Genomic DNA, 25380 nt, shown 5'->3' with positions numbered 1-25380 from the left:
CGAGGCTCAGTGTCACGCCTCACGTCTCACGGAAAGGGAGCAACCTGGAGTTGTAATCAACTAACGCATTTTTAAAAAGCAACAATATATACGAAAACAGCCTAAATAAAATATAATTTCATAATGAGTACAGTTCCAATCGAACCAAATACAACAAATATAATATGCAATCTAAATATAGATAGAATAATGGCAACAATCCCACCTATAAGACCGACACTCATATTTCCCTTTTCTACTGATAATATACCTGGGAAAATAAGTGCACCCAATGCTGCGTATGGAACACCTTTTAACCACGATGTAACCCAGTTTGGAAATTGAACTCGATCTACAATAAATACAGGGAGTATTCTAGGGATCATAGTGACTAAACACATTCCAAGAACAAGAAGAAATACGATCATTTTTTGTCTTCTCCTTTCATTAAAACGATAGCTAATAAACTTGCAATTACTGATGCTAAAATAAGTGACCAGCCTTGACTTAATAGTTGTGAAAATGAAAAGTTTAATAGCATACTCACAAATACAATGATGCAAGCACGCCAATTCGTTCTAACTGCTGGAGTTAATAGTCCAATAAACATTGCATATAATGATATTCCCATACTTTCACTAATTACTTTAGGAATAAGTGTAGAAAAAACAACGCCTAATAAAGTACCTGAAATCCATGTTACGTAAGCAATTGTATGTAAGGTGATTAAGTATATGGAGGATTGACTACCCGAATTTGTTTTATTACCAAGTGTTGTTACTGCAAAGTTTTCATCAGTTAATGTAATAGATAAATAGATTTTATGCCAAAAAGGCAAATTCTTGAATTGATTGTTAAAAGACAAGCTCATGACGAAATTCCTAAAATTTAAAATGAGTGTAGCAATATATATTTGAACTAAACTAACGCCAGTAATATACATTGATAAACCCATAAATTGACTTGCACCTGCATAGACAAGTGCACTAAAAGATAGAGTATTTAGTATGTCAATCTCAGATTGTTTTGCAATTAATCCAAATGTAAATGCAACTGGTAAATAGCCAATGATTAAAGGTACAGCTGCTAAAAAGCCTTCTTTCATTTCTTTACTACGATTCATTTTTTCAGGTGTACTTTTTGTTTGCTGAAGTAATGTTGACATATAAATCTCCTTTCATAGAGTTGTGGAGTTGATTTGTAAAATCCCTACACAATAAAGTCATGTAGGGTACAAATCAGCGCCAAGTCTATTAAATTATATTTGAACTATTATTCGACAAAAGTTCTTTTCTTCCTTTAATGAATGTATTTAAAATTAACATTATCATATGATTATACTATAATGTTATTTAGAATGTTTAAATGAGAAAGGGAGTTTGTTAATGGGGGACTTAAATATTGGTATTGCATTCGGAGCAGGATTTCTTTCCTTTATTTCTCCTTGCTGTTTACCAATTTATCCAGCGTTTTTATCATATATTACTGGGGTATCTTTAGGTGATTTAAAAAGTGAGAATAGAATACATAAAAGCAAAACGTTATTACATACGTTATTCTTTCTATTAGGTTTCTCTATTATTTTTATCGTGTTAGGATTTAGTACGTCCTTCATTGGATCGTTTTTTATGCGCTATCAAGATTTTATTCGCCAAATAGGGGCAATATTAATTGTATTTTTAGGATTGGTTGTAACGGGGATCTTTCAACCGAAGTTCTTAATGAATAACCGCCAATTTCAATTTTCGAAACGACCAAGCGGTTATTTAGGTACGATGTTAATTGGTTTAGCCTTTGCTGCAGGTTGGACACCTTGTACAGGTCCAATTTTAACATCTGTTTTTGCGTTAGCTGTTAGTAATCCAAGTTCCAGTCTATTTTATATGCTAGCTTATACACTTGGGTTTTCGATTCCATTTTTTGTTCTTTCATTTTATTTAGGCTCATTAAATTGGATAAAAAAATACTCACATAAAATTGTCGTTTTTGGCGGATATATTATGATTCTAATGGGGATTATGTTATATTTTGATTGGCTAACAAAAATTACAATTTATTTTACGCGATTTACCGGTGGATTTACTGGGTTTTAATCAATTGATGTTGAATTGTAATCTTAAAATATATAGGTTATAGTTAAAGTATATTCTGATATTCTCTAATACAGGGGGCTTAGTAGTGGCAAGGATTTTAATCGTAGATGATTCTTTATTCATACGTACGAAAATTGGAGAAGTTGTTAAAAACGCTGGTTATGATGTTATAGGATTTGCATCAAATGGGGAAGAAGCCGTCAAATTTTATTCACAACTAAAACCAGACCTTATGTTACTCGACATCACGATGCCACTAAAAGATGGATTAACTGCACTAAAAGAAATTAAAGAAAATCACCATGATGCAAAAATTATCATGTTATCTGCAATGACGCAAGATAATGTAGTTAATGAAGCACTTCAATACGGTGCATTAGATTTTATTGAAAAACCAGTGCATGATCTTCAAATTATCACAGCACTAGAGAGAATATTTAGTCTTCAAGATTGAAATAAAAAGGTAGTGAAGAAATGAGTAAGGATATGAGTATTATAGTAAGTACTGTCATAGCGACAGTAATGGCTCTAGGTGTGATTGTTGTCCGCTTAAAAGCTGCAAAGAAACCAACAAACTTAAGAAAAATTATATTACCACCATTTTTCATGAGTACTGGGGCACTGATGTATATCGTTCCAGAGTTCAGATTAAATGGATCTGAAATACTTGAGGCAGTTTGTATCGGAATGTTTTTTTCATTATTCTTAATTAAAACGTCGAAGTTTGAAATTGTAGAAAATGAAATTTATTTAAAAAGATCAAAATCATTCGTATTTATCTTACTTGGTTTATTAATTGTTCGTATTATTATGAAGCTTTACTTAAGTTCAAGTATCGATGTAGGTCAATTGAGCGGAATGTTTTTCTTACTTGCATTCTCAATGATTGTTCCGTGGCGTTTAGCGATGTATAAATCTTATACAAAAATGAGAAGACAGCTTCCATCAAATACAATTATTACATGAAAAAAAGTGTACCTTTAAGGTACACTTTTTATTTTGCTAGTAAATGTTGATATTCAGTAAAATCAATTTCTTTTTTCTTTAAGGTTTTTACTAAAAATGCATGATCCCTTTTAGGAGTTGCCTTAATATAACCTTCAATAATTAAACCTTGTGTAATTTGTGTAGCGTTAGCAATGAGTGCTAATTCACCAATCTTACCTGCAATTTTGTCTCGAGCAACATCTCTAAATAATGAAGGGACTGGTTTTACAAGTTCTTCTAATAATTCCTTTTGCTCAGTAGACCATAAATGTCTTGTTTGTTGTAAGTATTCATCTTGCCAATCTAAAATGGATTTGCCATCTTCTTTTGGAAGTCTTTTTAAAAACTTTCTGAACATGAAGTACCCACCAATTGACATCATTCCTAATAAGAAAATTGTCCAAATGACAATCATAATTTGCGACCAAACCGAAAACATATGTATCCTCCTTGTTTCCATTAAACAATAAACATATCACTATTATAGTAAGAAAATGAGGGAACTATCAAGCAAGTACGAGTGATTTTGTCAAAAAATGACCATTTTTTTTAGGGTACTAGTTTCATTTTGGGGATTTGATACATATAGTAGAAAAAACAATTAAAAAAGTCGTAGAGGAGGCGAACGATTGTGGAACAGGCGAAATTCTCTTCTCACTTTACTTTTCTGAGTGTTTTATTCTATATGGCAGCATGTTCACTACTTCTAATCTTTCTGTACAAGTTGATATCATTATTGGTTGGAACTGCGAATGAGTACACAGGGTATTTACAGATGGGGGTAGTAATCGTTGTATTAATGATTACTGCATATCGTTTGATTAAAAGCGATATAGTGATCAACCAGGATGAAATAGTCATTCATAAAGGATTCGTTTCTTTAAAAGTTAAAATAAAAGATATTACTGAAATTAAACAATTAGTTGAGGTTTATGGTAGAAATAAGGAATTAATTACATTATTAATTCACATTAACGAATCAGTTCAGCCGATTTTACTAACGCTTGAAAATCCCAAAGGATTTATTAAAGAAATATTGAAACATAGTTCGGATATTAAATTTGATGAAGAATTAATTATTCTTGTTAATAAAAACAATAAGTAAAAACGAAATAAAAGCCAAGTTTCTAATTTGAAACTTGGCTTTTAACATGAGATTATTCACTTACTTCTAGTTTATTTAATTCAATTTCTAAAAGCTTTTGATCAATATTTTCCCCAATACAAACTAATCTTTTAGGGAGCTTCATTAATTCCTTTTCATAGGTAAGGAGTCCATTTGAATATTGGACATTATATAATAATGGATCACCTTTAAATGAAACATAGCCTTTCATGCGAAATAAATTACTCGGAGCATTTCTAAGAAATTCTTCAAATTGTTGTTTATCATAAGAATGATTTTGTTCATGAGTGTAGGTTTTGATTTTTAATGATGTATTTACATCAAATTTTTCATGATCGATTGTCGTTTCTGAAAAGCTTAGATTCGATAAAAACTCATTAATATTCGTATTTTCAATGATTATATTTGGATTGATTGATTTTATTTCATGTAAGACATGTTCTTTTTCGTCGGTAGATAAATTTTGTAAACGATTAATAAATAATAAATTACTATATGAAATCTGTTGAATGAGTAAATATCTAATTGTAGGACTTAATTCATTTTTGGTTAACCAACGCGAAGCATCGACTGTAGATAAAACACCTTTTATCACGAGGGATTCTACAGTTTGAGCTGAGGTACAAGCATCAATTACATCAATTGTATTTGCGACCCCAGTTGTTTCAATATAAATACAATCAAGTTCATTATTTTGTACTAAGGATAAGAGTTGTATTTCAAGTTGATCTTTCATCGTACAACAAACACAGCCGTTTAGTAACTCTTTTAAGCGAACGTCTTTAGACACTTCGTTAGAGTCAATTGAGATTTTACCTATTTCATTCATCACAACTGCTATTTTACGATTATTCGCTAGCTCCGTTTGTAGGCACTGTTTTAATAAAGTTGTTTTTCCGCTCCCTAAAAAACCTGTTAATATAATGATTTCTGTTTTTTTCAAAAAAATATCTTCCTTTCGAGATAAATATGTCTAAATTATGTCTAAATAATCGTAATATATATTTCTATTACAAAGTAATAAATAGTTAGCTTTATCTACTTTATGATACAATAATATACATTACAAAAGTAGGGGGAGCTTAGTAGTAATGAAAAAAAAGAATAATAATCAAACATTCGCCATTTCTGTTTTTGTTGGCATTTTACTCTTACTAGGAGCATTGTTTTATGTCTCTAAAGTTCAAGATAAAAAAGCAGAAGAATCATATCCGACAATTTCTGGTGTGAATGATGTAAAAGTGGACGGCTTTAATACAAAAGACCAGCCAACGATTGGAAATAAAAATGCTAAAATTGAAGTTGTAGAATTTGGCGATTATAAATGTCCAATTTGTGCTGACTGGACGAGAATTGTTTTTCCTGATATTAAATCAGAATATATCGATAAAGGTTTAATTTCTTTTTCATTTATCAATTACCCATTTATCGCTAAAGATTCAAATTTAGCGGCATTAGCTTCTGAAGTAGTCTATAGCTATGACAAGGATGCTTTTTGGAAATTCCAAGAAGAGATTTATGCAAAGCAAGAGGATGAAACGAAAACCTGGGCAACAAAAGAGAAGTTAACTGAACTTGCAAAATCTGTTATGCCTGACTTAGATGAAGAGAAGTTTAAAAAAGATTTATATAAAAAAGAAGCAATGAGCCAAGTATCTAGTGATGTTGCAATCGGTAATCATTACGGTGTTCAAGGTACGCCAACTGTATTTGTAAACGGGAAAGCAACTGCTGATCCAAGTTTAGAGTCAATTAAAGCTGCAATTGATGCAGAATTAAATAAATAAAGTTTGAAAGGTATGCGAATAACGCATACCTTTTTCGTTTGTAAACCAAGAGTTTCAGTCAGTCTGAAAGTTAATAACGCATTCCTTTATTTATAGTTTTTTCTTTACGCGAGCATCAGCAGCAGCAGAACGCTCTTGTGCTTGAATATCATTTTGATCTGCTAATTCCTCTGAGTATTCTACATCCAGTCCATCTGGTTCAACGTATCGGTTAAATTTATTGTTAATATTTTCTTTATTCTTCATTTTTAATACCCTCCAAAATATATCAATTTATTTACATGTCATGATGACTATGTTTTTTCTGCCTTGTATGGTTTTGGTTCTTTACTTTATGAGAACCGCTTAATGGTTTTGGTTGTCCACTTTCATTTTCAATCGCACTGTTTCGGCGAACTGATTTATTTGCCATTATTGTCACCTACCTTCATTAATAGCTTTAGTTCTAAATGAAAAAATATGCTACTATGTAAAATTTACTAAATTTCAAATGAAAGCGTTTTAATCAATTTTACTTATAATTTTCAATAACATTTTTCATATATATAAAATACATATAACAAAGGGGGAGAGTTGGTTTCATATCTTTAATCTTCAAACTGTTTTCTATTAGTTCAAATGTAAAAATAATGACAATCAATTATTTGAAGAAATATGGAATAGCCTATAATAATAGAATATTAGTTCAAAACTTTTGTTTGTCTGACTCTTTTTATGTATGAAACATGTAATTTAACCAATACTAGTAGTAGTCAAAATGAAAGAGGAGACTGATTATGCAAGCTTTAACTATTTGTCTCATATATTCCGGTATTATCGTACTCTATTTTTTGATTAGAAAACTTCAATATAATAAGAGGCAAAAAAATGTAGTAAATTTTTACCAATACTATAACCGAAAAAATAATGAAGTTAATAAAGATACAAAAGGAACTGGGGAGATTATATATCTAATCCCACCAAAGTCGATAGATAAGAAAATATTCCCACGACATAAAGATGATGTAGATTAATTTTTATGATTGTTTTTGTGATAAAATAATAAAGAAAAAGTAGCAAGCAATCTCAAATTAATGAAATTGCTTGTTTTTTTTGTTTGGCTTATTGTCTTTTCTTTGTTTTTTTATTGTTTAATTTATAATCTGCTGAAAGTGGCTCTTGTGCAGTTTCTTCATTAAAACCAGCTGCTTTTCCTTGCTCGAGTGAGGCAGATCTACCACTACCAACATTATTCTTACGTCTTGACATCATAATCCCTCCTTTTCACATTTATTAGTGTTACCTTTTTTTTTCGGAATACGCGAAATTTGTCATTGATATTTGGTCATAAGTTTTACTTATTAGAAATGATAAGTTACTTGTTATTTACTTATGATATACATTGTAATAAGATATTATTGTAAGGTATTGAAAAGTTTGGATATAAAATAAATTCAGACATTTTATGCTTAATAGGGGGAAGAAACATGGGGAAAAATGACGTTTTTCAATCACGTTCGACTTTTACTGCGAACGGCAAAACTTATCATTATTATCGCTTAAAAGCAATTGAGGAAGCTGGAGTTGCCAAAATTGGCAAATTACCTTATTCAATTAAGGTATTATTAGAGTCAGTTCTTCGTCAAGTAGATGGCAGAGTAATTAAGAAAGAACATGTTGAAAACTTAGCAAAATGGGGAACAACTGAACTACAAGATGTAGATGTTCCTTTCAAACCATCACGAGTAATCTTACAAGATTTTACTGGTGTTCCTGCTGTTGTAGATTTAGCTTCTTTAAGAAAAGCTATGGCAGATATGGGTGGAGACCCAGAAGTAATTAATCCTGAAATTCCAGTTGATCTTGTTATTGACCACTCAGTAATGGTAGATAAAGCTGGTACGTTGGATTCACTTGATTTTAATATGGATTTAGAATTTTCACGTAACGAAGAGCGTTACCAATTCTTAAGCTGGGCTCAAAAAGCATTCAATAACTATCGTGCTGTGCCACCAGCTACAGGTATCGTTCACCAAGTTAACTTAGAATATTTAGCAAATGTTGTTCATGCTCTTCAAAATGAAGATGGTGAAATCGTTGCATTCCCAGATACATTAGTAGGTACTGACTCTCATACAACAATGATCAATGGTATTGGTGTATTAGGTTGGGGTGTAGGTGGTATTGAAGCTGAAGCAGGAATGCTTGGCCAACCATCTTATTTCCCAGTACCAGAAGTAATTGGGGTTAAATTAACTGGTTCACTTCCAAGTGGAACTACTGCAACTGATGTAGCTTTAAAAGTTACTGAAGTTTTACGTAAAAAAGGTGTAGTTAATAAATTTGTTGAGTTCTTTGGACCAGGTTTACAAAGCATGCCTTTAGCAGACCGTGCAACAATTGCGAACATGGCTCCTGAATATGGTGCTACATGTGGTTTCTTCCCAGTTGATGGTGAAGCATTAAACTACTTACGTTTAACAGGTCGTCCAGAAGAGCAAGTTGAATTAGTTGAAGCATATTGCAAAGCAAATGACTTATTCTATACACCTGATTTAGAAGATCCAACTTTCACTTCATTAGTAGAAATTAATCTTTCTGAAATTGAAACAAATCTTTCTGGTCCAAAACGTCCACAAGATTTAATTCCACTTTCTGAAATGAAAAAATCTTTCCAAGAAGCTGTTGCTGCACCAATGGGTAATGCAGGTTTCGGATTAACGAAAGATGTTTTAGATAAAGAAGTTGCAGTTAAATTTGAAAATGGTACTGAAACAACATTTAAAACAGGTGCTGTAGCAATCGCTGCGATCACAAGTTGTACAAATACATCAAATCCTTACGTAATGTTAGGTGCTGGTTTAGTTGCGAAAAAAGCAGTTGAAAAAGGATTAACAGTTCCTGCTTATGTAAAAACTTCATTAGCTCCTGGTTCTAAAGTAGTTAGTGGATATTTACAAGAAGCTGGCTTAATTCCTTTCTTGAACCAATTAGGATTTAACATTGTAGGTTATGGATGTACTACATGTATCGGTAACTCTGGTCCTTTAGCTCCTGAAATGGAAGCAGCAATCGCTGAACATGATATGTTAGTAACATCTGTACTTTCAGGTAACCGTAACTTTGAAGGACGTATTCATCCTCAAGTAAAAGGTAACTACTTAGCATCACCGCCATTAGTAGTTGCTTACGCTTTAGCTGGAAATGTAAATATTGACTTCTCTGTTGAACCAATCGGACAAGATCAAGATGGTAAGGATGTATTCTTAAAAGATATCTGGCCAACATCTGCTGAAGTTCAAGAAGTTGTAGCTGCAACAGTTACTCCTGAATTATTCAAGAAAGAATATGAAAGAGTATTTGAAGACAACAAGCGTTGGAACGAAATTCAAACAACTGATGATTCTCTATACAAATGGGATAGTGAATCAACATATATTGCAAACCCACCATTCTTTGAAGGTTTATCAAAAGAGCCAGGTGAAGTTAAACCATTAGCTGGATTAAAAATTATTGGTAAATTTGGAGATTCAGTTACAACTGACCATATTTCACCAGCTGGTTCAATTGGTAAAACAACTCCTGCAGGTCTTTACCTACAAAGCAAAGGTGTAAATCCGATTGACTTTAACTCATATGGTTCTCGTCGTGGAAACCATGATGTAATGATGCGAGGTACATTTGCAAACATCCGTATCCGTAATCAAATTGCACCAGGCACAGAAGGTGGATACACAACTTACTGGCCAACTGGTGAAGTTATGTCAATTTATGATGCAGCAATGCGTTATAAAGAAGATGGAACTGGTTTAATGATTTTAGCAGGAAATGACTATGGTATGGGAAGTTCTCGTGACTGGGCAGCAAAAGGAACAAACCTTTTAGGTATTAAAACTGTTCTAGCTGAAAGCTTTGAACGTATCCACCGTAGTAATCTTGTATTAATGGGTGTTCTACCACTTCAATTTAAAGATGGCGAAAATGCTGCAACATACGAATTAACTGGAAAAGAATTATTTGCAGTTAATGTTGATGAAAATGTTAAACCACGTGATCTTGTAAAAGTAACTGCTACAAGAGAAGATGGAACAACTGTAGAATTTGATGTAGTAGCTCGCTTCGATAGTGAAGTTGAAATTGACTACTACCGTCATGGTGGAATTCTTCAAATGGTACTACGTGATAAATTAAATGATTCTAAAGTAACTCATTAATTTTCATCATAAAAAGCACAGTCTTAATGACTGTGCTTTTTTTCTTTATAAAGGGTATCCTAAGAAAACTTCTTTTTGAAATTTGTTTTTTCTATATTTTATGGTTAAATAGAGTTAGTTCATTAAAAGGGTGATTACAATCATGAAAAAAATCATACCATTACTACTATTAGTAATAGCTTTAGGGTATTCAATTTTTCAATTAACTGAAAAAAAGCAAGAAGAGAAGAAAGTGAGTAAGAATGATTCTTATATTGCGTCAATTCAAAAAATGGGTGTCCAAGTTGGTCAACAGGCTCCAGATATTGAGCTTATGACATTGGATCAAAAGAAAGTGAAGCTATCGTCATATAAAGGGAAAAAGGTTATATTAAATTACTGGGCAACTTGGTGCCCACCTTGCCAGGATGAAATTCCAGTTCTTGAAAAATTTTATCAGAAAAATAAAAGTGATATCGTTATATTAGGAGTTGCCGATTTTATTGGTGAAAAAAAGGATCTTAATTTTGTGAACAATTTCGTTAAAAAAAATAATATGCATTATCAAATTTTACTTGATGAAAAAGGCGATAATTTTCGAAAGTACGGAGTTATTTCGATACCGACTACATTCTTTATCAACCCAAATGGTGAAGTGATTTATAAGCAAATTGGACCTTTAACTGAAAAACAATTAAATCAATTTCTAAAATAATAAAATTCAATTAACTAAACTGTAAGAAAACTCTTTTTTTTGGCAATACTATCTAAAAAGAAGAGGTGATTAATTTGCGTAAGAAAAGACATAAATCGTTTCAAGAATTAATTTTAGAAAATAAAAACTCTTTGTTGAACGATCAAGAAGCTTTAAATAAAATATATGACAGACTTGAAGAACGCCTAGAAAGAAAGGCTAAAGCAGAGTAATGAAATAGAATTCAAAAAGTAGAGGAGGGGAACCTTCTCTTTTTTATTTTAGTTATTTTTTAACTCGATGTTTTTTAATTTCTAAATACATATTTAAAGTAGGAAAACTCATACTATCGCTAGGAGGCGATAATATGGGAAACCCTAAAAAACATCCTAAAGACTTTGTTCCGAATCATATTGGAACACAAAACAAAGCTGCTGGTGGAAATAAAGGAAAGCAAATGCAGTACAAAGACCCTACGGGGAAACAACCAATTGTAGATAATGGCTAAATAAGAACAATAAAATAATTGGAGGGATTTTATCATGGAATTTAAACCGAATCCAGATGATCGAAGTGATAACGCAAATAAAATTCAAAATGCAATTAACAACACAAGAGAAAATATGAAGGAAGCAGAAGCTTCAATGAAATTTGGAAATGAACAAGATCGTCAAAATGCTTTAGCAAAAAATGAACGTCGTGAGGAAGCGTTAGTTGCCTTGCAAAGTGAATTAAAGGACGAACAAGCATTTAATGATGCAAATGATTGATTAAAAAAATGCTAGGTATTATGAGTATATCTCATTGATACCTAGCATTTTTTTATCCTCTTTTGACAATATTAAAATTTGCTTGAAGTAATTCCCAATTTTGGATGAATGGTAGGCCAAGCTTCCAATAAGAAATTCCTCTAATATTTTCTTCTTTTATTAAATTAAATTTGGCTTGAATTGATCTAGCATCCTCAAACCAAACCTCATGTTTTTGGCCATTTGACTCAGTATAACGGAAATAAGGAGCTCTAGCTTTTGTATCAAATAATATCTCGTTTGTCATTTGAATGGCTAAATTAGTTGCTCCTTCAGCACTAAGGGCTTTCGCCATTGTACCTTGTTTAAATGGAACTTTCCAATCAAAACCGTATAAATTTTGTCCCATCATTATTTTTGAAGGGCTAATGACCGTTTTTGCATAATTAATAACCCTACGGACTTGGTCAATCGGAGAAACCGCCATTGGTGGACCGCCTTGCCAGCCCCAGTCATATGTCATGATGACAACAAAATCGACAACTTTTCCTATTCCAGCATAATCATGTGCTTCATAATATCTACCTTTTTGATTTGAACTAGTTTTTGGAACTAATGTTGCACTTAGAATAATTCCCTGAGGTAGTCTTGATTTAAGTTTTGATAAAAAATTAATGTAAGCAACGCGGTCTGTTGCAGCTACATCTTCAAAATCGACGTTAACATCTCTAAAACCATATTTATTACATGTAGCAATTATATTATTGATTAAAGTATCTTGAACTGCCTGACTTTGTAATATATCTGTTGCAAGACTTGTTGAAAAGTTTCCTGCTTCTAAATTAGAAACAACCATCATGTAAATATTTCGGTTTTCTTTCGCGATTTGAGGGATATTACCAATTGGTGGCTCTGTCAAAGACCCATCTCTTCTCGCATCAAAACTAAAATGCGCTAAGTAAGTTAAAAATTTACCTTCATTCCTAGCAGCTTCTTCTAAAGCAGGTCTGATTGGACTAGAAGTTGGTTGTAAATAGCCAATAGATTCAACATTTCTCTTTTTTCTTGGTGGTAAATTTAATTTTTGTCCAACATGTAAGGTTGCGTACGGACTGATTCCACTATAGGTAGCGATTTGATTTCCTCTAACACCATAAGTTAAGCCAAGCTCGTATAAATTATCTCCAGGTTGAACAAAATATTCATTTCCAGTTGTAGGTACTACTAGCGCTTGACCTTTAATTATTTTATAAGGGGCTATTAGGGCATTTGAGTTTATTAGTGCTTGCCTGTCAACACCATAAAAATCGGCAATACTCATTACAGTTTCGCCGCTTTTAACCACGTGAATTTGCATTTCGTCTATCTCCTTTCACAGGAATGATGAATTACGCTATTAAAAAATATATGCCGATATTAAGGAAATAGAAGAGGGGACCAAAAAACAAGGTTAGGGGATAAAGAAGGAAGGAAGAAAAAACCTGGCCAAGGGACCAGGTTTACAAGAAATATTATTTTTTCGTTTCGTTACTTTCATTTTGTGGAAGTGGGAACTGAATAATATTTGAATCACTACCAGAAACAGTAGGAAGTTTACCATCCCATTTTTCTGCTTTTTTATATTCAATTAATTCCTTTGTAAGTGATTGTTGTAGTACTTTATTTGATTTTGCCTGACCTTGTGCACGAATGAGCTGTGAATCAGCATCTGCTTGCGCTTCTACTTTCTTCTTTTGAGCTTCTATTTTTGCTGTTTCTAATTCGATTTTCTTACGATCGTTTATTTGAGCTGCTTGAACACGTGCATCGATTGCTTCCTGAGTTTTTTCATCTGGTTTTGGTGTACCTAATGTCAGGTTCTCGACAAAGAAGCCAAGCACCTTCACATCGTCCTTATAAAGTGTTTCAATATCTGCTGAAGCATTACTTGATTTTTCACCATATAACTGAAGAACAGTGTATTTAGAAACTGCAATTCGAGCGGCATCCTGCAGTCTTTTCTTTAAATATGTATCTTCAATTTCTTCAATGGCAATTGGTCCAAATTCATTAAACATTGGAACAACCTTCGATGGATCAATTTTATATGTATAAGATAAGTCCATTTCAATTCGCTTTCCATCGGAAGTAGCAAGTGCAACATCTTTATATTCAACTGTACGTAAACGAATCGGATATTCAGTGACCTTGTCAAATAAACCTACAAAGTTCCATCCTTGTGATAATGTATTTTTTTGTATTCCACCATTAGGAGAATAAACTACCCCTACATATCCTGGTGTAATTTTTTCAATAAATAATGCAGGTATTGCCACAGCAGAAAGAAGTGCAATTCCAGCAATCATCCCACCAATTACTTTTTTCGTAAAAAATGATTTTTTTTGCTCCATTGGTTGAACATTCATTCTCTATTTTCCTCCTCGTCCTTTAATATGTTTTTAACTTTTGCTGACTTTTCTCCAATTTTATGAAATGTAGGAGATAGGATGAGCCAGATACCAAATAAAAAAAGAAGGATGATCAAGATTGAACCTATTATAACTTTCAAGAATGAGACCTCCCTTAATTGTTACATACATTATAACATCTACGGGCTACGCGAAGTTTAAAATAGAACAAAAATTAATTTTTTGGTAAAGTATTCTATAGAAGAATATGAGGTGAGTATGATGTTTATTTCAGAAAAAAAGGTTGAAGTTAGATATGCAGAAACAGACGCAATGGGTGTCGTATATCATGCAAATTATTTAGTTTGGTTTGAGATTGGACGAACTGCACTAATAAAGGAATTAGGATTTAATTATGCGGACATGGAGGCACAAGGAGTAATATCTCCTGTCATTGATTTGAATGTATCGTATAAAAAAAGTTTACGATATGGTCAAAGTCCAACCATTAAAACAAAAATAAAATCACTCAGTCCGCTCAAAGTAATTTATGAATATGAGATCTTAAATGAAGAAGACGAAATCTGTTGTATTGGAAGCTCTACACATGTTTTAGTATCTAAGGATACTTTCAGACCAATCAAATTTAAAAAATCCTTCCCCGACTGGTATGATGCATACGAAAAGGCGATGGGATAAATGTAAAAAAGGTAGAAGGATAAATAAAATTCTTCTACCTTTTAATTTAAAACACTCATGCTTCTAATAGGAACGCGTCTTCATCTTCATCCCTTACTATATACTCCTTCTTATTAAGCGTTATCGTTGCTTGTATACTTTCAACAAGCAGTATGACAGCTGTAATAAGATGCATAATCCACGCTAATGGGGAAATGTATTCAATAAAAAGAGTAATTAAACCTGCAATAGAACCAATTGTAAATTGGCCATGGTTTCTAGCAAGGTACAATGTGATTAAGTAAACAATTCCTAAAATGAGAGGAAGAATATTAGCAGAAATTAAGACAAGAAAGCGGCCGAATGTCGGCATTCCAAAAAATAATTCAAACCCGAATGAACACCATTTTAAAGCGGAAAAGTAAACAAACGGATGATATTTCATGATAGCCTCCTATTAAACTGCATCCTACCCTTCATTACAATATCATCTACATAATAATCAATGATAAAACTTGTATATTTTCCCAAATAGTATGAAATAGATAACAAAAAAACCTTACTATTTGTAAGGTTTTATTTAGAATAAAATTTTTATTTCTTTTTGCTAAGAAAAGATACTTTTGGTTCTGTTTTATTGATAATTCTTGTAATATTTGCACGGTGACGATATATAACAAAGATTGTCAATACAATCATAATTATAAATAATAGATGTTCGCCAGCAAAGTATGCTCCAATTGTACCTGCTATTGCTGATAACATTGATGTAAGTGATACATATTTTGTAATTTTTAAGCAACAAATAAAGAAAATTAAAAGTGCTAGAAACAAAATAGGTGATGCAAATAATAATAAACCAGCGGATGTAGCAACAGCTTTTCCACCTCTAAAACCTGCGAAAATAGGATACATATGCCCAATAACAGCAAATAAACCAACTAATAATGGATTGAACCAGTCTGGGCCTGAATAATGAAATAAAACTGGTAATGATGCCGCTAGTGTACCTTTTAATATATCTCCAAGTGTTACGATAATTCCAGCCTTTTTACCTAGCGTACGAAATGTATTCGTACCGCCTAAATTTCCACTGCCATGTTGACGAATATCTACTCCGTAAAAGGATTTTCCTATAACTAATCCAAACGGAATTGAGCCTATTAAATAGGCTAGTACAATGATGAACAAGCTCATTTTCTAGCTCCTTTACAAACATAATAAATATAAGTGCATTTTCCCTTCATTTTATCACAAGTTGAATTGAATAAATAGATTTTTGAAATGTACGTCATAAATCTTTTTCAAAGTCTTCTATTCGAAATGTTTCAAATAATTATGATAACATGGTAATATATCTCAAAATATAAATGGAAGTGAAAATAAATGAGCTCAACTGTTTTATTAATTGAAGATGAAAAAAGGTTAAGGGAGATCGTTAAAGATTATTTTCATAATGAAGATTTTATTGTGATTGAAGCAGCTGACGGTGAGGAAGGAATCAAAAAATTTAATGAACATGAAATTGACTTAATCATCTTAGATCTGATGCTGCCTAAAATTGATGGTCTAGAAGTCTGTAAATATATAAGAGAAAAATCAAATCTTCCAATTATCATGTTAACAGCTAAATCTGAGGAAGAGGACCAATTATTAGGGTTTGAAATGGGTACTGACGAATATGTTACAAAGCCCTTTAGTCCAAAAATACTGGTTGCAAAAGCAAAAAGTGTCCTAAGACGAACAATGGAAATGAAAGAGGAAGATTCTGATTCAAAAACGATTTGCGGAATCACGATCAATACCTCTTCAAGATTAGCTTATATAAATAGAGAACAACTTCATTTAACTCATAAGGAATTCGAATTATTAGCGTATTTAATAGAAAACAAAGGCATCGTTCTAACGCGAGATCAATTATTAAATAATATTTGGGGTTTTGATTATGTTGGAGATGGTCGTACAGTCGATACACATATCAAAAAACTTCGTCACAAAATAGGTGAGAAGGCAAAACATATTACAACCGTTATACGAGTTGGCTATAAGTTTGAGGAGTAAAGGATGAAAAAGAGTATTGTAAGTAAGCTTTTTTTATCAATCACTGTTTTGTTAATTGTGTTTTTAATGATTGTGTTCGTTGGACAATCAGTTTTTCTACAAGGTTTTTATACGAAAAAGAAAATTGATATAGTCTCTGAAGAATTGAAGGAATTTGTCCATACTTATGAAAAAGGAAATTTATCTGACAAACAGTTTCAAAATGAATTAACAAGATTTTTTACCAAATATAATACTTCTTTGGCGGTATTAGATCGTAAAGGTATTTTAAAAGCTGAGAATAATTTTGATTTAACAGTACAGACAACATCAGGTAAAAAAGTATATGTACCTTTAAATAATTTACTGTATTCTGATCAAATTGAAGAAATTCTAAGTTTGAGAATTAAAGAGAATGAGAATATCGTCATTAGAGGATATATAGAAGATGACTATTTTATTCCAATGTATATTAAAACGAAATTTGGTGAATGGAAGGAAGAAAATCCTTCAGCTAATCCTGTGAAATTGTCTACACAAAATAATGATTTGAATGACTTAATTAATATTGAGATAAAGGGTAAAGTAGTCGATTTACATTTACCATTAGCAAATCAGTATTCGTATTCAGCTCAAATGAACTCGTTAATGCAGGCAATCACAGAATGGACAAAGAGTAATGAAGACTTTTCTAATTATACAGTAAAAGACTTTCCACTTACGTTTAATTATCTAGATAAAGTGAATGGATTAGACAATAAAGTCTTGATATATCCTTTAAAAACTGAGCAAGGATATAATGAGGTCATATTTGCGATGACATCACTTCAACCTGTAAACGAGGCGATGTATGTATTAAAAGATTTTTATTTATACGCATTTATGATTGGTTTGTTACTCATTATTGTCGTTTCATTTTACTACTCTAAAGTCATTACAAAACCATTACTTAAATTGAATGCTGTGACGAATCAATTAGCGAAGTTAAATTTTAATGAGAAAATAAACATACAGTCAGAGGATGAGATAGGAGAACTGTCAAAATCAATTAATACATTGTCTGAAAATCTTGCATTGACGATCGATAATCTACAGCAGGCAAATGAAAGATTAATAAAAGATATTGAAAAAGAAAAACAGCTTGAACAAACTAGAAAAGAATTTATAAGTGGTGTATCACATGAGCTAAAAACACCGTTAAGTATTGTGCAAAGTTATGCGGAAGGTTTAAAAGATGGATTAAACATTGAGAAAAATGGTTATTATGCAGATGTAATACTAGAAGAAGTAGATCGTATGAATGATTTAGTTGTAGATATGTTGGAGCTATCGAAACTGCAATCTGGTACTTATAAGCTGAAAAGTGAACCTTTCTTAATTGTAGAGTCTGCCCTAAATGTGATAAATAGAATTTGTGATCATAAAACAACGCATAATGGATGTAAACTGATTTCTAATGTAGAAGAAGATACACTTGTTAGTGGTGAAAAAAGAAGAATTGAGCAAGTCCTAATTAATATCCTTTCGAATGCAATCCATTATGGTAAACCTGGAAGTGAAATTATTGTGAACTTAAAAGATGATCATGATTGTATAAACATCTCTATTTTTAATGAAGGAAATCCAATCCCATCTGACAAGATTGATAAAATTTGGGATCGTTTTTATCGAATTGATGAATCTAGAAATAGACAAAGTGGTGGAACAGGTTTAGGTTTAGCCATTGTAAAAACAATAGTAGATTTACATCATTCAAAAATTAACGTCCATAATAAAGAAGATGGAGTAGAATTTTCATTTTTTCTAAAAAAATTCCAAAATAGTTAAAAAAGTTCACAGTAAATACACATTGCTAGGGTAAATTAATATCAAGATAATTTATTACATATTGGAGGCAATAAATATGGGATATTATGATGAAACAGATTTAAGAAATGAAAATAATGATCATAACAATAAACGATATAACAAAGGCAGAAGAGGCGGATCACATGTATTAACAGGTTTTATTGGTGCAGTAATTGGAGCTGTAACGATTTCACTTGTTTCTCCCAATTTAATTAATACAACAAACGAATCTGAAATCGGAAATGAAAACCAAACTCCAGCACAAGTCATTAACGTATCACGTGAAGATGTTACTTCAACAATTCAAACTGCTCGTAAATTTGTAGTTGGTGTTAATAATTATCAATCTTCAAACCCTTTTTCAATGGACACTCAAGAAGCTGGTTCTGGCTCTGGGGTAATCTATAAAAAGGTCGGAAATAAAGCATTAGTTGCAACAAATAACCATGTTGTATCAGGTGCAAAACAACTAAAGGTGAAAATGGCCGATGGTAAATTAGTAGATGCTAAACTAGTGGGAACTGATGAATTATTAGATCTAGCTGTAGTAGCTATAGATGCTAAATATGTTACAAATGTTGCTAATTTAGGAGATTCTGAAAAAATTAATGTAGGTGAAACAGCAATCGCAATCGGGAATCCACTTGGATTTTTAGAAAGCACTGTAACACAAGGTATTGTAAGTAGTAAAGCGCGTGAAATCCCACAAGATATTGATGGTGATGGAGTAGCAGATTACCAAACACAAGTTATTCAAACTGATGCAGCAATTAATCCAGGTAATAGTGGTGGTGCATTAATTAATGCGAAGGGTGAGTTAATCGGTATAAACTCGAGTAAAATAGCAGAGCAATCAGTTGAAGGGATTGGTTTTGCAATTCCAATTAATATAGCAAAACCGGTTTTTGACCAGCTAGAAAAATTCGGCGAAGTAACACGTCCAGTAATGGGAGTAGGGTTAAAAGCTTTAGAAGAAATTCCACAATTTAATATTGAAGAATCTCTAAAATTACCTGAATCTGTTACGAGAGGTGCAGTAGTAACTCATGTGGATCCAGGTACTCCTGCAGCGAAAGTGGGATTACAACAATTAGACGTCATTGTCGAATTAGATGATCAACCAATTGAAGATGTAATTGCAATTAGAGAATACTTATATTCACATAAAAAAGTCGGCGATAAATTAAAAGTAACTTTCTACCGAGATGGTAAAAAACAAGATTTAACTTTAACGCTAGCATCAAGTAATTGACAGGAAATTTTTTACAAAATAAGATGAATATATAACGAATAAGCGAAGAGATTGCTCTTTTCGCTTATTTATGTAAATGAAAGGGTGATTAGATAATGAGTAAATACCCATCTAGAGAAGAAATAGGCCAAATTCTAAAGAACAGTAAAGTTATTGCAGTAGTTGGACTTTCAGCGGATTCCTCTAAAACGTCTTACATGGTAAGTAAAGCAATGCAAGACGCTGGTTATAAAATCATCCCAGTTAATCCTACAGTTGACACTGTGTTAGGAGAAAAAGCAGTACCAAGTTTATTAGATCTTAAAGAAAAAGTAGATATTGTAAATGTTTTTAGAAGACCAGAGCATCTTTTGCCGGTTGCAGAGGATTTTCTAAAAATAGATTGTGATGTGTTCTTTGCACAACTAGGTATAGAAAATGAAGAAGCCTATGAACTACTAAAAGCTAATGGCAAAACAGTTATTATGAATCGTTGTATTAAAGTAGAACATGCTATGACAAGATAGAACGAAAACTCACTGTAACCCAGTGAGTTCAGACTATAGACAAACGCTCGCTTTCTTCGTTGTTTCGTCTGTCTGCGGTGCTCATTACCGTCTAAGGTAACTCCGCTCCTCACCAGCCTGCACACCTCGAAAGACAAGCGTTTTCAATTAGTCTGAATGTCTATTTTCTAATATTTTGTCTACTATGAACTCACTGTAACCCAGTGAGTTTTTAGTTTCTAAAGAGAATATACGATGATATTAGAAAGATTTAAAAATTTAAACTATTTAAAAAAATGACGATAAAAAAAAGGACAATTTAACTATTTTTTTCTTCAACGACTTGTAAGTTAACGAAAAAACCATTAACATGAACGATTAGAAGAAACATTTTAATCCGGTATATGATATAATGGAACGGATGTTCTTATGTAAGGTGTAATATGGAAAGGAGAAATGGTGTTGGCAAAGAATGAAACAGCATATAACGAAGATGCGATACAGGTACTGGAAGGTTTAGAAGCAGTACGTAAACGTCCAGGAATGTACATTGGTAGCACAGATAGTAGAGGTCTACACCATTTAGTTTACGAAATCGTAGATAATTCCGTAGATGAAGCATTAGCTGGTCACGGAACTCAAATAGATGTGATTATACATAAAGATAATAGCTTAACTGTAAGAGACCATGGTCGAGGCATGCCAACTGGGATGCATAAAATGGGTAAACCTACCCCAGAAGTCATTTTAACTGTTCTGCATGCAGGTGGAAAATTCGGACAAGGCGGCTATAAAACAAGTGGTGGTTTACACGGTGTTGGTGCATCAGTTGTTAATGCATTATCAGAATGGCTTGTTGTAGAAATCCATCGTGAAGGATCTATTTTCAAACAACGATTTGAAAATGGTGGTAAACCAGTTACTTCATTAGAAATCGTTGGAAAATCAAAAAAAACTGGTACAACGATTTCATTTAAACCAGACCCAACAATATTTAGTACAACTAACTATAATTTTGATACGCTATGTGAGCGTTTAAGAGAATCTGCATTCCTACTAAAAGGATTAAAAATTACAATTAAAGATGAACGTCACGATGCTTTCGAAGAGTTTTATTATGAAAACGGTATCGAAGCGTTTGTTAGCTACTTAAATGAAGGAAAAGAAACGATCCATCCGGTTGTATTCTTTGATGGTATTCAAAATAAAATCGAGGTTGAATTTTCTTTTCAGTTCAATGATGGATACTCAGAAACAATGCTATCTTTTGTAAACAATGTTCGAACAAAAGATGGTGGAACTCACGAGGTTGGTGCAAAAACTGCACTTACAAGAGCATTTAATGAGTACGCTAGAAAAGTAAATATCTTAAAAGAAAAAGATAAAAACCTTGAAGGCGCGGATATTCGTGAAGGATTAGCTGCAATCGTTTCGGTTAGAATTCCAGAAGAGCTACTTCAATTCGAAGGACAAACGAAAGGGAAGCTAGGAACTAGTGAAGCGAGATCTGCTGTAGACTCAGTCGTATCTGATCAACTTGCATATTTCTTAGAAGAAAATCCAGATATTGCAACTTCACTTGTGCGAAAAGCTGTAAAAGCTTTTCAAGCTAGAGAAGCGGCTAGGAAAGCACGTGAAGAAGCGAGAAGTGGCAAAAAAAGAAAACGTTCTGAAACTTCATTAAGCGGAAAATTAACGCCTGCCCAATCGCGAAATCCTCAAAAAAATGAGCTTTACCTAGTTGAGGGTGACTCAGCAGGTGGAAGTGCGAAGCAAGGGCGAGATCGTCGTTTTCAAGCGATTCTACCTTTACGTGGAAAAGTTATCAATACAGAAAAAGCAAAACTAGCTGATATCATGAAAAATGAAGAGATCAATACAATCATTCATGCAATTGGTGCAGGAGTAGGCTCTGACTTTGATATAGATGATGTTAATTACGACAAAATTGTCATCATGACCGATGCGGATACAGATGGAGCACATATTCAAGTACTTTTACTGACATTCTTTTATCGCTATATGAAACCTCTGGTTGAAGCAGGTAAGGTTTACATCGCGCTCCCACCTTTATATAAAGTGAGCAAAGGTTCAGGTAAAAAAGAAGTAATTGAATATGCATGGTCTGAAGTAGATCTACAAGATGCAATTAAGAAGGTTGGTAAAGGATATACTTTACAAAGATATAAAGGTCTTGGAGAGATGAATGCCGACCAACTTTGGGATACAACTATGGACCCAGTTACGAGAACGCTTATTCGTGTGAAAATAGACGATGCGGCTAGAGCAGACCGTCGAGTCACTACGCTAATGGGTGATAAAGTTGAGCCTAGACGTAAGTGGATTGAATCAAATGTTGTGTTTGATTTAGATGAAGAAGATAAAATTTTAAATAACGAACAAGTTGAGGTCGAATCAGAAGGGAGCGAAGACTGATGGTATCATCAGAAAAGTTATATAATATCCCTTTAGAAGATATTTTAGGAGATCGTTTTGGACGATACAGTAAATACATTATTCAAGAACGTGCATTACCTGATGCTAGAGATGGTTTAAAGCCAGTTCAAAGACGTATTTTATACTCCATGTTTTATGAAGGTAACTTACAAGATAAGCCTTACCGTAAATCAGCAAAAACTGTTGGTAATGTAATCGGTAATTACCACCCTCACGGGGACACATCAGTATATGATGCAATGGTACGCTTAAGTCAGGATTGGAAATTAAGAAATGTATTAGTTCAAATGCATGGTAATAACGGAAGTATTGATGGGGATCCTCCAGCTGCAATGCGTTATACCGAAGCTAGATTATCTGCGATTGCTAGTGAGCTTTTACGTGATATTGATAAAGAAACAGTTGAATTTGTTCCGAATTTTGATGACACAAGTATGGAACCGGTTGTTCTTCCTTCAATGTTCCCTAATTTATTAGTGAATGGAAGCACAGGGATCTCTGCAGGTTACGCAACAGAAATACCTTCTCATCATCTTGGAGAGGTAATTGATGCGACAATTATGAGAATTGATCGTAAAAATTGCTCTATTGATGATCTGATGACTGTTATTCATGGTCCAGATTTCCCAACAGGTGGGATTATTCAAGGTGTCGATGGCATTAGAAAAGCGTATGAAACAGGTAAAGGTAAAATTATTATTAGAAGCCGTGTTCATACGGAAGATATACGTGGTGGGAAACAAGCATTAATCATTACTGAAATTCCTGCTGAGGTAAATAAGGCGAATTTAGTAAAAAAGATAGATGAAGTCCGACTTGATCGAAAAGTCGATGGGATTACAGAGGTTCGCGATGAGACTGATCGCACAGGACTACGCATTGTTATCGAATTGAAAAAAGATGCGAATAATGAAGCGATTTTAAATTATTTATATAAAAATACTGAACTTCAAATTCCATATAACTTTAATATGGTTGCGATTTACAATCGTACGCCAAAGCAAATGTCATTACCAGCTATTTTAGACGCGTATATTGAGCACCAAAAAGAAGTTGTTACGAATAGATCAAAGTATGATTTGCGAAAAGCAAAAGCTAGAGCACATGTTGTAGAAGGTTTAATGAAAGCTTTATCTATACTTGATCAAGTTATTTCTACTATTCGTTCAGCAAACGATAAACGTGATGCGAAAGATAAATTAATAGCTCAGTATAGCTTTACGGAACAGCAAGCTGAAGCAATTGTGATGTTACAGTTATATCGATTAACCAATACAGATATCACTGCACTTCAAGAAGAAGCAGCAGAGTTAAGCAAGAAAATAGAGCAATTAGAAACTATTTTAAATAGTGAAACAAAGCTTTTATCAGTTATTAAAACAGATTTAAAGAAAATTAAACAAACATATGCTGATGATCGTCGTTCTACAATCGAAGGTGAAATTGAAGAAATTAAAATTGTAAGAGAAGACATTATTGCACAAGAAGATGTCATTATCACCGTTACAAGCGAAGGATATGTTAAACGTACAACTCCAAGGTCATATTCTGCCTCAAATGGTAAGGATTATGGAATGAAAGAAGGAGATCGTTTAATTTATCAAAAAGAAAGTACAACGACAGATACTTTAATCTTGTTTACTTCAAAAGGGAATTATTTATATTTACCAATACATGAAATGCAAGATATCAGATGGAAAGACATGGGACAACATATAGCCAATATCATTCCAATTGAACGTGATGAAGCTATTCTTTCTGCAACGATTGTAAATAATTTTGAAGAGAATAAAGATTTTATATTATTTGTAACGAAAAATGGTATCGTGAAACGTACAAGTATTAGCCAATTAAAGGTGCAGAGATATTCTAAACCACTTGTCGGAATGTCTATAAAGAATGATGATGCATTAATTTATGCAGGCGTTTCAGGTGAGACAGACCGCGTTTTACTTGCAACAAGTAACGGTTATACACTGTTATTTAAAGTAGACGAAATTAGTGTCCAGGGTCTAAGAGCTGGTGGCGTTAAAGGAATTAACTTAAAAGATCAAGATTATGTCGTTTCAGCTGATATCGTTTCGGAATCGGTAAAAGATATATTCTGTGCCACTCATCGAGCAGCAGTAAAGAAAATGAAATTAGATACAATACCTCAAAGTTCAAGAGGAACTAGAGGTGCGAAAATCATCAGAGATTTGAAAAATAATCCTCACCAGTTAATTGGTGTTTATACGATTAACGAGAATGATATGTTTGCAATTTTAAGTAAATCAGGTCAATTTGAAATGGTCGATCCTGCAGGTATTCGTCATAGTGATCAATATAGTAACGGATCATTTATAATGGATACAGATGAAGCAGGAGAAATTAAAACAATCATTCGCTACAAAAAAGAAGAAAATAACTAAAAAAATGCCTATTCCATAAATCTGGAATAGGTTTTTTTGTCGAAGAATGTCGCATAGAAGAAAGAATTATTCTTTATGAGCAAAATACTTGAAAATAGCGATTAAATATGGCTTTTCTATAGCTAGAAATTAAAGAAAATAGGAGAATCTTGACTATTAAATGGTAATATATTCCTAAAATAACAAGAAAACGACAGAATTGTCGAAATATTTTGAACCAAAAGAACTTGTTTAA

The 25380-nt window shown here is 32.8% G+C and carries 29 protein-coding genes; 17 read left to right on the top strand and 12 right to left on the bottom strand.

The annotated features are described in order from the left end of the window. Positions 1-101 precede the first annotated feature (101 nt). Both CAB05_RS02775 and CAB05_RS02770 read right to left on the bottom strand, forming a co-directional pair. Entirely contained in the window at positions 102-407 is a 306-nt protein-coding gene (locus CAB05_RS02775; RefSeq protein WP_087998285.1) for an AzlD domain-containing protein, read from the bottom strand. Beyond that, the gene (locus CAB05_RS02770) at positions 404-1144 is read right to left on the bottom strand and encodes an AzlC family ABC transporter permease (protein ID WP_087998284.1); all 741 of its coding nucleotides are present in this window, start codon (positions 1142-1144) and stop codon (positions 404-406) included. Before CAB05_RS02770 ends, CAB05_RS02775 begins: the two co-directional genes overlap by 4 nt. Before the next feature lie 220 nt (positions 1145-1364). Between CAB05_RS02770 and CAB05_RS02765 the strand changes: the two genes are divergently transcribed. From CAB05_RS02765 to CAB05_RS02755, 3 genes are all read left to right on the top strand, one after another. Further along, positions 1365-2072, top strand: coding sequence for a cytochrome c biogenesis CcdA family protein (locus tag CAB05_RS02765; protein ID WP_087998283.1), 708 nt, complete (start codon positions 1365-1367; stop codon positions 2070-2072). Positions 2073-2157: 85 nt separating this feature from the next. Then, the gene (locus CAB05_RS02760) at positions 2158-2526 is read left to right on the top strand and encodes a response regulator (protein WP_087998282.1); all 369 of its coding nucleotides are present in this window, start codon (positions 2158-2160) and stop codon (positions 2524-2526) included. A 32-nt stretch (positions 2527-2558) separates the two neighbouring features. Further along, positions 2559-3038: a CcdC family protein gene (locus tag CAB05_RS02755; protein WP_087998602.1), complete on the top strand. Its 480-nt coding sequence runs from the start codon at positions 2559-2561 to the stop codon at positions 3036-3038. A 28-nt stretch (positions 3039-3066) separates the two neighbouring features. Here the strand turns inward: CAB05_RS02755 and CAB05_RS02750 are convergent, their stop codons facing one another. Then, positions 3067-3498, bottom strand: coding sequence for a DUF2621 family protein (locus CAB05_RS02750; protein ID WP_087998281.1), 432 nt, complete (start codon positions 3496-3498; stop codon positions 3067-3069). A 192-nt stretch (positions 3499-3690) separates the two neighbouring features. Between CAB05_RS02750 and CAB05_RS02745 the strand changes: the two genes are divergently transcribed. Next, positions 3691-4164: a hypothetical protein gene (locus CAB05_RS02745; protein WP_087998280.1), complete on the top strand. Its 474-nt coding sequence runs from the start codon at positions 3691-3693 to the stop codon at positions 4162-4164. 52 nt (positions 4165-4216) lie between these two features. Here the strand turns inward: CAB05_RS02745 and CAB05_RS02740 are convergent, their stop codons facing one another. Next, complete coding sequence (locus CAB05_RS02740) at positions 4217-5128, bottom strand: CobW family GTP-binding protein (protein ID WP_087998279.1); 912 nt, start codon at positions 5126-5128, stop codon at positions 4217-4219. A gap of 148 nt (positions 5129-5276) precedes the next feature. Here CAB05_RS02740 and CAB05_RS02735 point away from each other — a divergent pair, with 148 nt between their 5' ends. Next, complete coding sequence (locus CAB05_RS02735; protein WP_087998278.1) at positions 5277-5972, top strand: DsbA family protein; 696 nt, start codon at positions 5277-5279, stop codon at positions 5970-5972. A 90-nt stretch (positions 5973-6062) separates the two neighbouring features. On the opposite strand, the gene CAB05_RS02730 is transcribed toward CAB05_RS02735, so the two are convergent. The 3 genes from CAB05_RS02730 to sspO all read right to left on the bottom strand — a co-directional run bounded on the left by CAB05_RS02730 (position 6063) and on the right by sspO (position 7220). Continuing rightward, positions 6063-6218 carry a YfhD family protein gene (locus CAB05_RS02730; RefSeq protein ID WP_087998277.1) on the bottom strand — a complete coding sequence of 52 codons (156 nt, stop codon included), beginning with the start codon at positions 6216-6218 and terminating at the stop codon, positions 6063-6065. A gap of 31 nt (positions 6219-6249) precedes the next feature. Continuing rightward, a complete protein-coding gene (locus CAB05_RS02725; RefSeq protein WP_087998276.1) occupies positions 6250-6384 on the bottom strand; it encodes a small acid-soluble spore protein P in 135 nt (44 codons plus the stop codon). A gap of 689 nt (positions 6385-7073) precedes the next feature. After that, complete coding sequence (gene sspO, locus CAB05_RS02715; RefSeq protein ID WP_308464600.1) at positions 7074-7220, bottom strand: small acid-soluble spore protein SspO; 147 nt, start codon at positions 7218-7220, stop codon at positions 7074-7076. Between the two features lie 218 nt (positions 7221-7438). On the opposite strand from sspO, the gene acnA reads away from it, so the two are divergent. From acnA to tlp, 5 genes are all read left to right on the top strand, one after another. Then, on the top strand, positions 7439-10165 hold the full coding sequence (gene acnA, locus CAB05_RS02710; protein WP_087998273.1) for an aconitate hydratase AcnA: 2727 nt from the start codon (positions 7439-7441) through the stop codon (positions 10163-10165). 142 nt (positions 10166-10307) lie between these two features. Further along, positions 10308-10859 carry a TlpA family protein disulfide reductase gene (locus CAB05_RS02705; protein WP_087998272.1) on the top strand — a complete coding sequence of 184 codons (552 nt, stop codon included), beginning with the start codon at positions 10308-10310 and terminating at the stop codon, positions 10857-10859. 74 nt (positions 10860-10933) lie between these two features. Continuing rightward, positions 10934-11071, top strand: a complete 138-nt coding sequence (locus CAB05_RS02700; protein WP_087998271.1) for an FbpB family small basic protein — start codon at positions 10934-10936, stop codon at positions 11069-11071. Between the two features lie 134 nt (positions 11072-11205). Then, positions 11206-11346, top strand: a complete 141-nt coding sequence (locus CAB05_RS02695) for an acid-soluble spore protein N (RefSeq protein ID WP_056476763.1) — start codon at positions 11206-11208, stop codon at positions 11344-11346. Between the two features lie 34 nt (positions 11347-11380). Then, positions 11381-11608, top strand: coding sequence for a small acid-soluble spore protein Tlp (gene tlp, locus CAB05_RS02690; RefSeq protein WP_235821347.1), 228 nt, complete (start codon positions 11381-11383; stop codon positions 11606-11608). A 52-nt stretch (positions 11609-11660) separates the two neighbouring features. On the opposite strand, the gene CAB05_RS02685 is transcribed toward tlp, so the two are convergent. From CAB05_RS02685 to CAB05_RS22280, 3 genes are all read right to left on the bottom strand, one after another. Continuing rightward, the gene (locus tag CAB05_RS02685; protein ID WP_087998269.1) at positions 11661-12944 is read right to left on the bottom strand and encodes a glycosyl hydrolase family 18 protein; all 1284 of its coding nucleotides are present in this window, start codon (positions 12942-12944) and stop codon (positions 11661-11663) included. A gap of 154 nt (positions 12945-13098) precedes the next feature. After that, on the bottom strand, positions 13099-13977 hold the full coding sequence (locus CAB05_RS02680) for a prohibitin family protein (protein WP_371870396.1): 879 nt from the start codon (positions 13975-13977) through the stop codon (positions 13099-13101). 11 nt (positions 13978-13988) lie between these two features. Beyond that, complete coding sequence (locus CAB05_RS22280; protein WP_167374456.1) at positions 13989-14135, bottom strand: DUF8570 family protein; 147 nt, start codon at positions 14133-14135, stop codon at positions 13989-13991. Positions 14136-14256: 121 nt separating this feature from the next. Here CAB05_RS22280 and CAB05_RS02675 point away from each other — a divergent pair, with 121 nt between their 5' ends. Further along, positions 14257-14673 (top strand): acyl-CoA thioesterase, encoded by a 417-nt coding sequence (locus CAB05_RS02675; protein WP_087998267.1) that lies wholly within the window; start codon positions 14257-14259, stop codon positions 14671-14673. 55 nt (positions 14674-14728) lie between these two features. On the opposite strand, the gene CAB05_RS02670 is transcribed toward CAB05_RS02675, so the two are convergent. Further along, positions 14729-15097, bottom strand: a complete 369-nt coding sequence (locus CAB05_RS02670) for a hypothetical protein (protein ID WP_087998266.1) — start codon at positions 15095-15097, stop codon at positions 14729-14731. A 149-nt stretch (positions 15098-15246) separates the two neighbouring features. After that, positions 15247-15849 carry a glycerol-3-phosphate 1-O-acyltransferase PlsY gene (gene plsY / locus CAB05_RS02665; RefSeq protein WP_087998265.1) on the bottom strand — a complete coding sequence of 201 codons (603 nt, stop codon included), beginning with the start codon at positions 15847-15849 and terminating at the stop codon, positions 15247-15249. Positions 15850-16038: 189 nt separating this feature from the next. Between plsY and CAB05_RS02660 the strand changes: the two genes are divergently transcribed. The 6 genes from CAB05_RS02660 to parC all read left to right on the top strand — a co-directional run bounded on the left by CAB05_RS02660 (position 16039) and on the right by parC (position 25145). Further along, a complete protein-coding gene (locus tag CAB05_RS02660) occupies positions 16039-16713 on the top strand; it encodes a response regulator transcription factor (RefSeq protein ID WP_087998264.1) in 675 nt (224 codons plus the stop codon). A gap of 3 nt (positions 16714-16716) precedes the next feature. Further along, positions 16717-18519, top strand: a complete 1803-nt coding sequence (locus CAB05_RS02655; RefSeq protein WP_087998263.1) for a sensor histidine kinase — start codon at positions 16717-16719, stop codon at positions 18517-18519. Between the two features lie 76 nt (positions 18520-18595). Then, positions 18596-19792: a S1C family serine protease gene (locus CAB05_RS02650; protein ID WP_087998262.1), complete on the top strand. Its 1197-nt coding sequence runs from the start codon at positions 18596-18598 to the stop codon at positions 19790-19792. A gap of 95 nt (positions 19793-19887) precedes the next feature. Next, a complete protein-coding gene (locus CAB05_RS02645; RefSeq protein WP_371870377.1) occupies positions 19888-20298 on the top strand; it encodes a CoA-binding protein in 411 nt (136 codons plus the stop codon). Positions 20299-20739: 441 nt separating this feature from the next. Beyond that, positions 20740-22713, top strand: a complete 1974-nt coding sequence (gene parE, locus CAB05_RS02640; RefSeq protein WP_087998260.1) for a DNA topoisomerase IV subunit B — start codon at positions 20740-20742, stop codon at positions 22711-22713. After that, positions 22713-25145, top strand: a complete 2433-nt coding sequence (gene parC / locus CAB05_RS02635; protein ID WP_087998259.1) for a DNA topoisomerase IV subunit A — start codon at positions 22713-22715, stop codon at positions 25143-25145. The genes parE and parC overlap by 1 nt, the downstream gene beginning before the upstream one ends. Positions 25146-25380 lie beyond the last annotated feature (235 nt).

Source organism: Gottfriedia solisilvae (assembly GCF_002128405.1).
GTDB classification, from domain to species: domain Bacteria; phylum Bacillota; class Bacilli; order Bacillales; family Bacillaceae_G; genus Gottfriedia; species Gottfriedia solisilvae.
This window is presented reverse-complemented; position numbering and strand designations above follow the sequence as displayed.